We start from the raw sequence: 13840 nt of genomic DNA, 5'->3' as shown, positions 1-13840 counted from the left end.
CAAGGACGTCAGGTAATGACGGTGACGTCATCGGCCTGCAAGCCGCGATCGTTTTCGACCACGTGGTAACGTACCTTTTGTCCTTCGGCGAGCGTACGGTGTCCCTTGCCGCGAATGGCACGGAAGTGAACGAATACATCCTCGCCGCTGGCACGGGTAATGAAGCCATACCCCTTGTTGACGTTGAACCACTTCACCTCGCCCAGCTCACGATCGTCGTTCTCGACATCCGCCAGCATGGCTGCGGTTACCGCCTTGGGTGTCGGCGGCGCAAGCATCGCTACCGCCACGGTGCCCAGCAGCAGAATGATGAAGACTGCCAGCACCGTGGCCGCGTACATGGCCGAGACACCTTCGACATTCAGAAACCAGGTGAGATCGGTCGCCAGCATGCTGCTGATCAGGGTGATCAAGAGCCCGATCAACAGCGGCGAGGGTATCGACAGGAGTAGACTGATTAGCGTGCAGCGTAGAAAGACCTTGCTATTCATGGATTCTCACATCTCTATACGTCGGAGCAACGAAAGCGCACCGCCGCTATGACGGCGGGCGGGAACGGTTATACGCTTACTTCAATACTGACTTGCGCAAAGGTGCCGTGAATGAACGATGACACACAGCTTCCGAAGTCTAACACGGCAGCCATACCCTCGCGCACGCCTCTGGAGGACCGCCTGGAGGCGCTCGAGAGTCGCCTGGCCTTTCAGGATGACTGGTTGGAAACCCTGGATAAGCTGGTGCGCGAGCAGGCGGGAGAAATCGAACGCCTGACCCGCGTCAATGTCCTGCTGCGGGAACGTCTTCGCGAGCAACGGCAGGCGATTGATGACCTGGGCGGTGATCTGCCGCGTCCGGAAGATGAGCTGCCACCCCACTACTGATGAAGCCGCGAGCCGCGAGCCGCGAGCCGCGAGCCGCGAGCCGCGAGCCGCGAGCCGCGAGCCGCGAGCCGCGAGCCGCGAAAATCAGGATGCAGCAGCCCTGAACGCAAAATTGCCAGCGACGATATCGTCGCTGGCAATTTTAGCTCGTAGCCGATTAAAGCTCGTCCAGGAAGCGCTCGGCGTCAAGCGCCGCCATGCAGCCGCTGCCGGCGGAAGTGATCGCCTGACGATAGACATGATCCATGACATCCCCGGCAGCAAACACGCCCGGTACACTGGTCGCCGTCGCATTGCCCTCGAGACCGGAATGGACGCGAATATAGCCGTTGCGCATCTCGAGCTGGCCTTCGAAGATAGCCGTGTTCGGCGTATGGCCAATGGCAATGAACACGCCCATGGCCGGCAATTCCCTGGTCTCGCCGGTCAGCGTCGAGCGCAGCCGTACGCCGGTGACGCCGCTACCGTCACCCAGCACCTCGTCGAGGGTGTGATTCCACTCGACCGCCATGTTGCCGCTCTCGACCTTTTCGAACAAGCGATCCTGCAGGATCTTCTCGCCACGCAGACTGTCACGACGGTGCACCAGCGTCACCTTGGAAGCGATATTGGAGAGATAAAGCGCTTCCTCCATCGCGGTGTTGCCACCCCCGACGACGACGACCTCCTGGTTGCGGTAGAAGAAGCCGTCACAGGTGGCACAGGCGGAAACGCCCTGTCCCATGAACTGCTGCTCGGAAGGGAGGCCGAGGTAGCGAGCGCTGGCGCCGGTGGCGATGATCAGCGCATCGCAGGTATAGGTGCCATTGTCGCCCTTGAGCGTGAACGGCTTCTGGCGCAGCTCGACCTCGTTGATGTGATCGAACAGCACCTCGGTCTGGAAACGCTCGGCGTGCTTGCGCATGCGCTCCATCAACTCCGGGCCCTGCACGCCGGCATCATCGCCGGGCCAGTTATCGACGTCGGTGGTCGTGGTCAACTGGCCGCCGGCCTGCATGCCGGTAATCAACAACGGCTTGAGATTGGCCCGCGCGGCGTAGACAGCCGCAGTGTAGCCTGCCGGCCCGGAACCCAGGATGATCAGACGTTCGTGGCGCGCATCGCTCATGGCTACCTCGATTCAATGGACGATTCGGTGGCGTTTTCTTCTGGGTCGAACGCCCTGTGGCATGACCCGGCGTTCGGATCATGCCACAGGAAACTGCGACCGGCTCGCCATGATAGCAGAAACGACAGAGGCGACCGGATCGGCCGCCTCTGGCACCACGCCGCTTACAGGTTGCCGGCGTAGGTGCCGAGGTACTTGGCCACGCCTTCGGCGGTGTCCTTCATGCCTTCCTGGCCTTCTTCCCAGCCCGCCGGGCAGACTTCGCCGTGGGTCTGGTGATACTTGAGCGCCTTGACCATGCGCAGCATCTCGTCGACGTTGCGGCCCAGCGGCAGGTTGTTGACCACCTGGTGCTGGACGACGCCATCCTCGTCGATCAGGAAGGAGGCGCGCAGCGCGACACCGGCTTCCGGATGCTCGATGCCGTAAGCCTGGCAGATCTCGTGCTTGACGTCGGAGACAACCGGGAAACCGACTTCACCGATGCCGCCGGCGTCCGGGGAGGTCTTGCGCCAGGCGTAGTGAGTGTACTGGGAGTCGATGGACGCACCGATGACTTCGACGCCAAGTTCCTTGAACTTCGCCAGACGGTTATCGTGGGCAATGATCTCGGACGGGCAAACGAAGGTGAAGTCCAGCGGCCAGAAAAACAGCACGCGCAGCTTACCGTTGGTGTCGGACAGACGGAAGTCGTCCTTGATGGAGCCATCGGGCATGACGGCTGCGGCTTCAAAATCCGGGGCCTGGCGTCCTACGAGTACGCTCATGGGGTCTCCTGTCGTACAGTGTGAGAGTCTTAAAATTGATGCGAGGATAGACTAAAGGCTAATCCTCTCGCACCCAATTTAATTGCCGTAATCAGGCGCATAGAAAATACCTATCGGCGCTCGCCAGCGTCGATTCAGATGACGTCGTCATCGCAAGCCAGCGTGACGCCATTGAGTTCGCCATCCGTAGCCACCTCGACCGCTACCTGGATCGGTTGACAGCAAACGGCGCAGTCTTCCCATGTCGAGTAACTACCGACACTCAAATCCAATAGCATCGTGAACGGCGCGTCGCAGTATGGACAGTGAACAGGCCATTCACGGATGGGCTCGCTGGCCATGACTTCCTCCCGCATAGCGGCTCGCCTGAACTAAGCTGAAGTGGCGACGATACCGCCGACATTCAAGTCGGTCCCGCCAGGGCAGCAAGCGACCGATTGAAAAGGCGTGCTATCGTGCCCATGTCTATTGTCGACAACTCGCTACCAGAACGATTGAGGCGTTCGATTGGCGATCACCGGCTCGACGCGAGACACTGGAGTCCATAAGAGCGACACGCCAAGACGAGCGCCAGTTAGGACAGACGGTGGCCGAATGAGCGCTGCCGAATCGTAGCTAAGGAACCGGACCGGTATGCCGACGTCCACGAGCCGAGGCCGACGCTACCGCCATGAGGAGGATGACCCTATGTCTACAGCACCCATTCATACCCTGTCGTCGCTAGACGTCGGGGGCAAGACCTTCCACTATTACAGCCTGCCCAAGGCAGCCGAGAGCCTGGGTAACATCGACAAGCTGCCGATGACCCTCAAGGTGCTGCTGGAGAACCAGCTGCGCTACGCCGACGACCCCACCGTTTCCGCAGAAGATATCCAGGCGCTGGCCGAGTGGCTCAAGGAAGGCAAGTCGACTCGCGAGATTGGCTATCGTCCGGCGAGGGTGCTGATGCAAGACTTCACCGGCGTACCCGGCGTCGTCGACCTCGCCGCCATGCGTGACGCAGTCAAGAAACTGGGCGCCAAGGCCGAGCGGATCAACCCGCTGTCGCCGGTCGACCTGGTCATCGACCACTCGGTGATGGTCGATCATTTCGGCGATGCCTCCGCCTTCAAGGACAATGTCGCCATCGAGATGGAGCGCAACCGCGAGCGTTACGAATTCCTGCGCTGGGGTCAACAGGCGTTCGACAACTTCCGCGTCGTGCCGCCGGGTACCGGCATCTGCCACCAGGTCAATCTGGAGTACCTGGGCAAGACGGTATGGACCAAGGAAGTCGATGGCAAGACCTACGCCTTCCCCGATACCCTGGTCGGCACCGACTCCCACACCACCATGATCAACGGGCTCGGCATCCTCGGCTGGGGCGTCGGCGGCATCGAGGCGGAAGCGGCCATGCTCGGCCAGCCGGTGTCGATGCTGATCCCCGAAGTGGTCGGCTTCAAGCTGACCGGCAAGCTGCGGGAAGGCATCACCGCCACCGACCTGGTATTGACGGTGACCCAGATGCTGCGCAAGAAAGGCGTGGTCGGCAAGTTCGTCGAATTCTATGGCGACGGACTTCAGGATCTGCCGCTGGCGGATCGCGCCACCATCGCCAACATGGCTCCGGAGTACGGTGCCACCTGCGGTTTCTTCCCGGTCGACGACGAGACCCTCAACTATCTGCGCCTGACCGGCCGCGAGGAGTCGCAGATCGAGCTGGTCAAGGCCTATACCCAGGCCCAGGGGCTGTGGCGCGAACCCGGTGCCGAGCCGACCTTTACCGATACCCTGCATCTCGACATGGGCGACGTCGAAGCCAGCCTGGCCGGCCCCAAGCGTCCCCAGGACCGGGTCGCACTGTCCGATATGAAGGCAACCTTCGAGGCGTTGATGGGCGGCGGCCAGCCGGACGCCTCGCACGAAGAGAAGGCCAAATGGACCGCGGAAGGCGGCGATACCGCCATCGGCGCGCCTCCCGCCGACTACGACGAATACCGCACCGGCGACAGCCAGGACGTGGAGTACGAAGGCGAGCGCTTCTCGCTCAATCACGGCGCCGTGGTCATCGCTGCCATCACTTCCTGTACCAACACTTCGAATCCCAGCGTGATGATGGCCGCAGGCCTGCTGGCGCGCAAAGCCAAGGAAAAAGGACTCACCACCAAGCCGTGGGTCAAGACCTCGCTGGCACCGGGCTCCAAGGTCGTCACCGATTACCTCGCCGCGGGCGGCGTCCAGGACGATCTCGACGCACTCGGCTTCAACCTGGTCGGCTACGGCTGCACCACCTGTATCGGCAACTCCGGGCCGCTGCCGGAACCGATCGAGAAGGCGGTCAATGCCGGCGACCTCACCGTCGCCTCGGTGCTCTCCGGCAACCGCAACTTCGAAGGCCGCGTGCACCCGCTGGTCAAGACCAACTGGCTGGCATCGCCGCCCCTGGTGGTCGCCTACGCACTGGCCGGCAACGTGCGCAAGGATCTCTCCAAGGAACCGCTCGGCAACGACCGGGACGGCAATCCGGTCTATCTGAAGGACATCTGGCCCTCCCAGGCCGAAATCGCTGAAGCGGTCGAGAAGGTCAAGACCGAGATGTACCGCAAGGAATACGCCGAGGTCTTCGACGGCGACGAGATCTGGCGCTCGATCGAGGTGCCGGAGAGCGAAGTCTATGCCTGGTCGGGTGACTCCACCTACATTCAGCACCCGCCGTTCTTCGAGGGCATGGACAAGGAGCCCAAGCCGGTCGAGGACATCAAGGGCGCCCGCGTGCTGGCGAAACTCGGCGACTCGGTGACCACCGACCACATCTCCCCGGCCGGGTCGATCAAGCCCGACAGTCCCGCCGGCAAGTACCTGCAGGAGCACGGGGTGGCGGTGAAGGACTTCAACTCCTACGGCTCGCGGCGCGGCAATCACGAAGTGATGATGCGCGGCACCTTCGCCAATGTGCGTATCCGCAACGAGATGCTCGATGACGTCGAGGGCGGCTACACCCGCCATGTGCCGAGCGGCGAGCAGATGTCGATCTATGACGCGGCGATGAAGTATGCCGAGGAAGGGACGCCGCTGGTGGTGATCGCCGGCAAGGAGTACGGCACCGGCTCCTCCCGCGACTGGGCCGCCAAGGGGACACGCCTGCTCGGCGTGCGCGCGGTGCTGACCGAGTCCTACGAGCGCATCCACCGCTCCAACCTGATCGGCATGGGCGTACTGCCGCTGCAGTTCCCCGAAGGCGAGGATCGCAACTCGCTCGGCCTGACCGGCGACGAGACGATCTCCGTCGAAGGGCTGGCGGACCTCAAGCCCGGCTGCAGCGTCAAGGTGACCATCGCCTCCGACAAGGGAGAGAAGAAGATCGATGCCCTCTGCCGCATAGACACCGCCAACGAGCTGGAATACTTCCGCCACGGCGGCATCCTCCACTACGTACTGCGCAGCATGCTGTAAGCACCCCGGCCGGCGAGACATCGCCGGCCTTTCACGCACCGTCAACGACTACCGCCGGCGGTGCGTTCTTGTTTCCGGTGCATGCCACGAGACCTAGTCAGCGGCCTTGTTCTCCCAGCCAGCCTTCCAGGTCGCGCTGCGCCGTCTCCAGCACCTCCACGTTCAGAATACGAGTCGTGATCGCCCGAGACAGGGCTCGAACGCGCTTGTTGAGTCCCGGTACGGCCGGCTCTTCATCGCTCACGCCCAGCTTGTCGTAGAGCGTCAGCAGGCGATTTTGCACCGTCCTCAGTGACATGCCCCGGCGTTCGGCAATGAGCCTGTCCTGCAACCCCAGCGCAAGGTCCAGCAGCACGGCATACTCACTGTCATTGAGCACATGGCGAGGCGAGGCGGTGCGCCGCCGCAGACGTTGCATTTCACGATCGACCATTACCTGACCGTCGAGCAGGACAGCCCGCAACACTAGCTTGAGCCGTTCGCGGGTAGCAGTCTTGAGCACATAGCCATAGACACAGTCAGTCGGCACAATTTCGGCGACTCCACGCAGGTAGGCTTCGTCGGAGTAGTTGGACCAGAACAGGATCCGTGTGCGCGGACGTTCGTGCCAGATGGTGCGCGCAGTCTCTATCCCGTTGCGACGAGCCATCTGCAGGTCCATCACCACGGCATCGAAACGTCCGGCACGGGCAGCCGCCTCGCCCTGCAAACCATCCTGCACATGCAGTGTCTCGGAGACCTCGGGCAAGGCCTCGCCGATGACATCCTGAAGAAAGGAAGCATGGAACCGGTCATCCTCCACCACCAGGATCTTCATGTCTTCGCCCCTCCCTCGTCGCAGCGCAGGGTGATCGCCACGCAGGTCCCGTCCTGGTCGAAGATATCCAGCTCCGCCCCGATCAGTTGCGCCCGGGTACGCATGTGGAGCATGCCCGACTGTCGCCCGCGAGCACCGCACAGCCCCCGGCCGTTGTCATGTACCACAATGTGGAGTGCGCCGCTCGGATCATGCGCCACCCGAACCTCGATGCGCTCGGCATGGGCATGTCGGGTGGCGTTGTTGATGGCCTCCTGTACGATGCGATAGAGCGCCGTACGCGTCGTTTCCGCCAGCCGATCCGGGGCGCCGTCGGTGGTATCCACTATCTCGATATCGATGCCGTCGCCTTCGGTAGCCCGTTCGAGATGATCACGTACCGCATGCAGGAAGCCGAACAGCTCGAGCAACTTCGGCGCCGTCATGTCGATGATGCAACGCAGGTCATCAATGCAACGAGCAAGACGCTGATCGAGCATCTCCCGGCTTGGCGGTGCTTCTCCACTCTCCAGCTCGCGTCTGAGCCGAGTCAGATCGGCCAGGGTCTGATCGTGCAGATCCATGCCGATTCGCTGCCGCTCCCACTCCAGCGCCTGGGTCAGTTGAAGAGAGCCCTGCCGCAATCCTTCCTCTCGGGCATGATTTTCCGCTCGAATACGAGAGATCTGGCGCAGGTTGCCGGCAATGTGCAAGGCGAGGAAGGTGGGTGCAACCAGTTCCGCAAGTCGACATACCAGAGCGACGCACGCCGTATCGTAACGCTCGGCATCGCGATGCGAAATGCTGAGCGCACCGATGACCTGCCCCATGCTGTACAAGGCCACACTGATGCGACTGCGCAGGTGATGCTGCAAAATCGGCTCGTTACAGGCCCCAGGAAAGATCTGCCGCGGATCCGTCACGGCATCGCCGCTGACCATCAAGCGCGTCGTTCCCTGAAGCACGTCCCTGATTGGCGCGCAATCGACACGCGTACGTCGCTCCGACCAGTAGGTACTGATCCCCACTTCATAACTCACCGCCCAGCCCGGCGTATCGAGAAGACAGACATCCGCATGGGTGAAAGGAATGAACTGGCCCAGTTGCTCGGTCATCGCCTCGAGTGCCGCCTGGATCTCGCACTGTTCTGCCAGCAATGCGGGGATCCGCATCAGCACCTTCTCCCGCATCTGCTCATCCGACGGCGGCAACGTCTCGGTGATCATGCAACAAACCTCGTCTTGCCTGCTTTAGCAGCCAGAATAACGGCTTCCGAGGCCGCCGCCCCTCATCCATAAGTTGGTACCCAAACTGCGGGAGCCCGCACCATTTGTGCGGAGGGCCGCCTTTACAGGATATGGGCCCCGGGCCAACCATCTTTATCGGCATTCCCCATGAACGGATGGGAGCGCACGGGATGGGAAACGGGAGATCACCATGGCCCTAACAAGAGCCCTATCAAGAACACTGCACATCACGGCGTTGGGTATCGCAACCCTTGTCATTGCGACCGTCAGCGCCGTGCCAGCCTACAGCGACACATCGGACAAACGCATTGCGCTTTCCAACAATTATGCCGGTAACGCCTGGCGCCAGGAGATGCTGTCGGCCTGGCGAACACAGACCTCCAGGGCCGTCAAAATCGGGACGGTCGCCGCCGCCGACGCCTTTACCATCGGCGAGAACCGGCCCACCGATCAGGCCGCTCAGATTCAGAATCTGATTCTGCAAGGCTATGACGCCATCGTGATCGATGCGGCCTCCACCACCGCACTCAATGGCGCGGTACAGGAAGCCTGCGACGCCGGGGTCGTGGTCGTCTCCTTCGACGGCATCGTCACCGCGCCCTGCGCCTGGAAGGTCGTCAACGACTTCCGGCAATGGGGACGCGAAGAGGTCGAATATATGGCCAAGCGCTTCCCGGAGGGTGCCAATTTGCTCGAAGTCCGCGGGCTACCCGGCACCTTCGTCGACGACGACCTGCATCAGGGCATCGTCGACGAACTCAAGAAACACCCGCAACTCCACCTCGTCTCTTCCGTCGAAGGCGACTGGGCGCAGGACGTCACCCAGCAGGCCGTGGCCGGCGTGCTGCCCTCGCTGCCGAAAATCGACGGTGTACTCAATCAGGGCGGCGAGGCCTACGGTGCCGCCCAGGCCTTTCGTGCCTCGGATCGCAAGATGCCAGTCATCATTTTGTCGAACGCTCAGGACGAGCTGGCCTGGTGGGCGCAGCAGGATCGTGACAACGGCTATCAAAGCATCTCGATCTCGAATGCGCCGGGGATTGCCACCGTGGCCTTCTGGGTCGCCCAGCAGATTCTCGATGGCAAGGAGGTTCCCAAGCGCCTGACCGTGCCCCTGTTGCATATCCGCCAGCAGGATCTGGATTCGGTGCTGGCCAAGACGCCCAAGGGCTCGGTCGCCGATCAGATATTTTCCCAGGCGGATGTCGAAAAACTGATTGCCGCTGCCCGCGACAAGGCGGTCCAGCGCAGCCAGGAGGCGAGCCAATGAGCCGAGATAACCACCGCCAGCCGGTCGTGACCCTGACCGGCGTCTCCAAGTCCTTCGGCCCCGTCAAGGCGCTCGATGACATCGACCTAACGCTGTCGCCCGGCGAATGCCTGGGGCTCGTCGGTCATAACGGTGCCGGCAAATCGACGCTGGTCAACCTGATCAACGGCACGCTCAAGCCCACCCACGGCGAGATCCACACCCCGTACGCGCGCAACCGGCGCGACAGCGGCATTCGCTCGGTCTTTCAGGAGCTTTCGCTGTGCCCCAATCTAAGCGTGGCCGAGAATCTACGGATCTGTCATGGCGGGCTCTCCGGCCCGGGTTGGAGAACACGGGCACGCGAGGAGATCGGTGCCAGCCTGTCGCGGATATTCCCCGGCCACGATATCGACCCGAACGCCGAGGTCGATACGCTCTCCATTGCCCAGCGCCAGATGGTCGAGATCGCCATCGGCTTCGCCCCGCGTGGCAGCGAGGCGCGGCTGGTGATTCTGGATGAGCCCACCTCCTCGCTGGATGCCGGCATTGCCGGGCAGCTGCTGGAGCATATTCAGCGTTTCTGTGACGACGGCGGCGCGGTGATCTTCATCTCCCACATGCTCGGCGAGATTTTTCAGGTCACCAACCGCATCGTGGTCATGAAGGATGGCCGGATGGTGGAAGACCGTGCCACCGAGGCGTTCTGCCACGCCAGCCTGGTCGAGGCCATGGGCCATGTCGCGCAGCAGGCCCACGCCACGCGGCGCACTGCCGAGATGCTGGGCGATGAAGTGCTCACCAGCCCCGAGGGCATCAGCGCCCGGCGCGGCGAAATCGTCGGCCTCTCCGGGCTGGCCGGGCACGGCCAAGCCGAAGCGTTGGCCCGTCTCTATCTCGACTCGACCTCGGGATGGAGCGCCCGGCGCGAGCCTGCCATGGCTTTCGTCGCCGGTGACCGCCCCCGGGACGGCGTGCTGCCGCTGTGGTCGATTCTACGCAACGCCTCGATCTCGACGCTTAATGCAGCGGCGCGCTGGGGCATGGTGGATCGTCGCGCCGAGGCCGCGACCGCCGCCGACTGGCAGCAGCGCATCGGCATCCGCACCAACGATCTCGGCAATACGATCACCTCGCTGTCGGGCGGCAATCAACAGAAGGTGCTGTTCGCCCGCGCGCTTGCGACCAGCGCCCCCATCGTGGTGATGGACGACCCCATGCGTGGGGTCGATGTCGGCACCAAGCAGGATGTCTACGCCATGATTCGCGCCGAAGCAGCGCAGGGCCGCACCTTTCTCTGGTATTCCACCGAAACGGAAGAAGTCTGCCAGTGCGACCGTGTTTTCGTCTTTCGCAACGGCACTATCTCCGCCGAACTGAGCGGTGCCGAGGTCAACGAGGAGCGCATTCTCGCCGCCTCGTTCGAGATGCAGGAGAACTGAGCCATGAATAAACAACTCGCCATAAACAAACGACTGGCCATGAAAAAACGATGGGTTAGCCCGCGCATCCTGCTGCCGCTGGTCTCCTTCAGCGTCTTGCTGATCGCCACCTTCGCGTTGCAGGAAAGGGCCATGAGTTATCTCGGGCTGAATCTGCTGTTCAACCTGACCGTCCCCATCGCCCTGGCCACCATCGGCCAGTTGCTGGTCATCATGGTCAATGACATCGACCTCTCGGTCGGCGCTTTTGTCAGCCTGGTGGCCTGCATCGCCGCGACCGTTCTGGTCCAGCACCCCTGGCTCGGCTGCCTGATCCTGGCAGCGCTGGTACTGGCCTATGCCGTGATAGGAGCCCTGATCCACAAGCTTAGGCTGCCTGCCATTGTGGTCACCTTGGGAATGTCGTTCATCTGGGACGGATTGGCACTGCTGATCCTGCCGGCTCCCGGCGGCACTGCACCCACGTGGTTGCGCGCGCTGATGACGGTCAAGCCGCCGCTGGTACCCATGGCGGTCGCCGCGGCGGTATTGATCGGCCTGGCGTCGCATCTGCTGATCATACGCTCGGGCATTGGCACGGTGCTGCGAGGGTTGGGCGGCAATGTCCGCTCGGTCACCCGGGCGGGCTGGAACGATACGCTGCTGTTCGCCCTCGCCTACGGCCTCGCCGGTCTGTTCGGGGTGCTTGCCGGACTCACCCTGGTGGGGCTCTACACCTCCGCCGGCGCGAATGTGGCATCGAGTTACACCCTGCTGACCATTGCCGGGGTCATCCTCGGCGGCGGTGAATTCGTCGGCGGTAAGGTCTCTCCGATCGGGGCGGTACTGGGGGCGCTGACGCTGTCGCTCGCGGGCTCGCTGCTGGCCTTCATGCATCTCTCCCCCGACTGGCAGATCGGGGCCCAGGGCGCAGTGCTGATTGCGGTACTCGCGGCTCGCCTGCTCTTTAACCGACACGGCGCTTCATCAAACGCAATAGCCCAGGAGGCAACGGCATGAGTAGCTTGATATCGCGGCCCTGGCTGTGGGCCTGGCTCGCATCGGCGGTGGTTTTCGCGCTGTCGGTGGCCCTTTCCGGCGCAGGTCAGGCCGGCGGGTTGCTGTACGCAGCGCTCTCTTTCGGTGCCTTTGCCGCTATTGTCGGCATCGGCCAGATGCTGGTCGTCACCCTTGGCCCCGGCAATATCGACCTCTCCATCCCGGCCGCCATGACGCTTTCCGGCACGCTGGCGCTCAAGGCCATGGGCGGCGAGCCGGGAACCGCCCTGCTCGGGCTGGGCGTCGCGCTGCTGGTCGGTATGGGCGTCGGTGGCGTCAATTTCGCCTTGATAAGGCTGCTGCGTCTGCCGCCGATCATCGCCACCCTCGCTGCCTCGCTGATCTATCAGTCGCTGGCCATCTGGTCTAACCGCGGCCTGCGCATCAAGCCGCCAGTGGCGCTGGCCGACTTCGCCACCGGGCGCAGCCTGGGCATCCCCAACGTGGCGCTGATCGCCATCGTGCTCGCAATCGTGGTATGGGTGCTGCTCGAACGGGGCGTGTGGGGGCGCTGGCTGCTTGCCACCGGGCAGAATGCCCGGGCCGCGCGTCTTGCCGGGGTACCGGTGGAGAGCGTCCGCGCGGGGGCCTACCTGAGCGTCGCCGTGCTGGCCGCCGTAAGCGGCTATCTGCTAGCCAGCTTCTCCGGCGGCGCGGCGCTCAACATGGGCCAGCAGTATCTGTTGCTTTCGATTGCCGTGGTGGTCATCGGCGGCACCTCGATCGCCGGGGGATTCTCCAACGTTCCTGGCCTCTGGGGCGCGGCCCTGTTCATGTTCCTGGTCGTGTCAATGCTCAACGCCTACGGTTTCGACGCTGGTGCCCGCATGATGTTGACCGGCGTGATCATCATCGCCATCGTCATCGCCGCCAATGCGAGAAGGAGCCGCTCATGACTGCGTTCCCTGCCCCTATCGAGATCATCGATCCCCGTTTTGCCCGCCTAGTGCATCCCATGGCGCGGCTGGAGCAGCTGGCAACCGGCTTCACCTGGACCGAAGGGCCGGTGTGGTTCGCTGATCATCAGTGCCTGCTGTTCTCCGACATTCCTTCGCAACGCATCCTGCGCTGGTCGGATAGCGACGGTCTGGGGCTCTTTCGCGCCGATTCGAGTTTCGCCAACGGTCATACCCGCGATCGCCAGGGGCGTCTGGTGAGTTGTCGTCACGGCACGCGTGACATGGTGCGTACCGAACCCGACGGTTCACTGACGGTGCTGGCCTCGTCATATAATGGCAAGCGCCTGAACTCCCCCAACGACGTGGTCGTGAGTTCCGATGGCGCCATCTGGTTCACCGACCCCACCTACGGCATCATTTCCAACTTCGAGGGCTACCGAGCCGAGCCGGAGCAGAATGCCAGTCATGTCTTTCGCATCGACCCGGTCACGGGCAGACTGGCCCCGGTGATATCGGATTTCGTGCAACCCAACGGACTATGCTTCTCGGCCGACGAACGATGGCTCTATGTTGCCGAAAGCGGATCCAGCCACGACGATGCCGTCCCTGCCGTGATTCGCAAGTTCGAAATGCAGGGCGCGGCGCCGAAGGATGCCGGTGTTTTCGCCGCGATCGACAATGGGTTGCCGGATGGGATTCGCACGGATGTCGAAGGCAATCTTTGGTCCTCGGCCGCTGACGGCATCCACTGCTTCGATGCCCAGGGCACGCTGCTCGGCAAGATCCATGTCCCCGAGAAGGTCTCCAACCTCTGTTTTGGCGGCACTGATGGGCATCGTTTATTCATTACCGGCACCACCTCGCTCTATCGCATTTTCGTCGATGTGCAGGGTGCCGAGCGCTGGACACGTCACAATATGACGTGATGACCTATCATCCATAACGACGAAGCCCCGCACTCGGCGGGGCTTCGTCATAATA

General features: G+C 62.8%; 13 protein-coding genes. 7 read left to right on the top strand and 6 right to left on the bottom strand.

The window, feature by feature from the left end; genetic code table 11:
• Positions 1-8: 8 nt before the first annotated feature.
• Positions 9-491: a cold-shock protein gene (locus tag DOM57_RS22515; RefSeq protein ID WP_110648006.1), complete on the bottom strand. Its 483-nt coding sequence runs from the start codon at positions 489-491 to the stop codon at positions 9-11.
• A gap of 111 nt (positions 492-602) precedes the next feature.
• On the opposite strand from DOM57_RS22515, the gene DOM57_RS04345 reads away from it, so the two are divergent.
• On the top strand, positions 603-881 hold the full coding sequence (locus DOM57_RS04345; protein WP_110648005.1) for a SlyX family protein: 279 nt from the start codon (positions 603-605) through the stop codon (positions 879-881).
• A gap of 157 nt (positions 882-1038) precedes the next feature.
• Here DOM57_RS04345 and trxB read toward each other — a convergent pair whose 3' ends face one another.
• From trxB to DOM57_RS04325, 3 genes are all read right to left on the bottom strand, one after another.
• Complete coding sequence (gene trxB / locus DOM57_RS04335) at positions 1039-1989, bottom strand: thioredoxin-disulfide reductase (protein ID WP_110648004.1); 951 nt, start codon at positions 1987-1989, stop codon at positions 1039-1041.
• A gap of 164 nt (positions 1990-2153) precedes the next feature.
• The gene (locus tag DOM57_RS04330; RefSeq protein WP_110648003.1) at positions 2154-2756 is read right to left on the bottom strand and encodes a peroxiredoxin; all 603 of its coding nucleotides are present in this window, start codon (positions 2754-2756) and stop codon (positions 2154-2156) included.
• A gap of 134 nt (positions 2757-2890) precedes the next feature.
• Positions 2891-3097 carry a zinc ribbon domain-containing protein gene (locus tag DOM57_RS04325; RefSeq protein WP_239496111.1) on the bottom strand — a complete coding sequence of 69 codons (207 nt, stop codon included), beginning with the start codon at positions 3095-3097 and terminating at the stop codon, positions 2891-2893.
• Positions 3098-3443: 346 nt separating this feature from the next.
• Here DOM57_RS04325 and acnA point away from each other — a divergent pair, with 346 nt between their 5' ends.
• Positions 3444-6188: an aconitate hydratase AcnA gene (gene acnA, locus DOM57_RS04320; RefSeq protein WP_110648001.1), complete on the top strand. Its 2745-nt coding sequence runs from the start codon at positions 3444-3446 to the stop codon at positions 6186-6188.
• 97 nt (positions 6189-6285) lie between these two features.
• Here acnA and DOM57_RS04315 read toward each other — a convergent pair whose 3' ends face one another.
• A complete protein-coding gene (locus tag DOM57_RS04315) occupies positions 6286-7005 on the bottom strand; it encodes a response regulator transcription factor (protein ID WP_110648000.1) in 720 nt (239 codons plus the stop codon).
• Positions 7002-8210 (bottom strand): GAF domain-containing sensor histidine kinase, encoded by a 1209-nt coding sequence (locus tag DOM57_RS04310; RefSeq protein ID WP_204352855.1) that lies wholly within the window; start codon positions 8208-8210, stop codon positions 7002-7004. The genes DOM57_RS04315 and DOM57_RS04310 overlap by 4 nt, the downstream gene beginning before the upstream one ends.
• Positions 8211-8421: 211 nt before the next feature.
• Here DOM57_RS04310 and DOM57_RS04305 point away from each other — a divergent pair, with 211 nt between their 5' ends.
• Genes DOM57_RS04305 through DOM57_RS04285 form a run of 5 tightly spaced genes read left to right on the top strand, consistent with a single transcriptional unit; the run spans position 8422 to position 13785 of the window.
• Entirely contained in the window at positions 8422-9501 is a 1080-nt protein-coding gene (locus DOM57_RS04305) for an ABC transporter substrate-binding protein (RefSeq protein WP_110647999.1), read from the top strand.
• Positions 9498-10922: a sugar ABC transporter ATP-binding protein gene (locus DOM57_RS04300; protein ID WP_110647998.1), complete on the top strand. Its 1425-nt coding sequence runs from the start codon at positions 9498-9500 to the stop codon at positions 10920-10922. The genes DOM57_RS04305 and DOM57_RS04300 overlap by 4 nt, the downstream gene beginning before the upstream one ends.
• A 39-nt stretch (positions 10923-10961) precedes the next feature.
• Positions 10962-11921: an ABC transporter permease gene (locus DOM57_RS04295; RefSeq protein ID WP_110648172.1), complete on the top strand. Its 960-nt coding sequence runs from the start codon at positions 10962-10964 to the stop codon at positions 11919-11921.
• Positions 11918-12856: an ABC transporter permease gene (locus DOM57_RS04290; RefSeq protein WP_110647997.1), complete on the top strand. Its 939-nt coding sequence runs from the start codon at positions 11918-11920 to the stop codon at positions 12854-12856. Before DOM57_RS04295 ends, DOM57_RS04290 begins: the two co-directional genes overlap by 4 nt.
• Positions 12853-13785, top strand: a complete 933-nt coding sequence (locus DOM57_RS04285; protein WP_110647996.1) for an SMP-30/gluconolactonase/LRE family protein — start codon at positions 12853-12855, stop codon at positions 13783-13785. The genes DOM57_RS04290 and DOM57_RS04285 overlap by 4 nt, the downstream gene beginning before the upstream one ends.
• Positions 13786-13840 lie beyond the last annotated feature (55 nt).

The organism is Salinicola peritrichatus (genome assembly GCF_003206715.1).
In the GTDB taxonomy this organism is placed as follows: Bacteria; Pseudomonadota; Gammaproteobacteria; order Pseudomonadales; family Halomonadaceae; genus Salinicola; species Salinicola peritrichatus.
This window is presented reverse-complemented; position numbering and strand designations above follow the sequence as displayed.

Bases quoted from the DNA above. Each gene is read 5' to 3' on its own strand.
- DOM57_RS22515 (WP_110648006.1), bottom strand. From the start codon at position 491: ATGAATAGCAAGGTCTTTCTACGCTGCACGCTAATCAGTCTACTCCTG.
- DOM57_RS04325 (WP_239496111.1), bottom strand. From the start codon at position 3,097: ATGGCCAGCGAGCCCATCCGTGAATGGCCTGTTCACTGTCCATACTGC.
- DOM57_RS04310 (WP_204352855.1), bottom strand. From the start codon at position 8,210: ATGATCACCGAGACGTTGCCGCCGTCGGATGAGCAGATGCGGGAGAAG.
- DOM57_RS04315 (WP_110648000.1), bottom strand. From the start codon at position 7,005: ATGAAGATCCTGGTGGTGGAGGATGACCGGTTCCATGCTTCCTTTCTT.
- DOM57_RS04285 (WP_110647996.1), top strand. From the start codon at position 12,853: ATGACTGCGTTCCCTGCCCCTATCGAGATCATCGATCCCCGTTTTGCC.
- DOM57_RS04295 (WP_110648172.1), top strand. From the start codon at position 10,962: ATGAAAAAACGATGGGTTAGCCCGCGCATCCTGCTGCCGCTGGTCTCC.
- DOM57_RS04300 (WP_110647998.1), top strand. From the start codon at position 9,498: ATGAGCCGAGATAACCACCGCCAGCCGGTCGTGACCCTGACCGGCGTC.
- trxB (WP_110648004.1), bottom strand. From the start codon at position 1,989: ATGAGCGATGCGCGCCACGAACGTCTGATCATCCTGGGTTCCGGGCCG.
- DOM57_RS04305 (WP_110647999.1), top strand. From the start codon at position 8,422: ATGGCCCTAACAAGAGCCCTATCAAGAACACTGCACATCACGGCGTTG.
- DOM57_RS04345 (WP_110648005.1), top strand. From the start codon at position 603: ATGAACGATGACACACAGCTTCCGAAGTCTAACACGGCAGCCATACCC.
- DOM57_RS04330 (WP_110648003.1), bottom strand. From the start codon at position 2,756: ATGAGCGTACTCGTAGGACGCCAGGCCCCGGATTTTGAAGCCGCAGCC.
- DOM57_RS04290 (WP_110647997.1), top strand. From the start codon at position 11,918: ATGAGTAGCTTGATATCGCGGCCCTGGCTGTGGGCCTGGCTCGCATCG.
- acnA (WP_110648001.1), top strand. From the start codon at position 3,444: ATGTCTACAGCACCCATTCATACCCTGTCGTCGCTAGACGTCGGGGGC.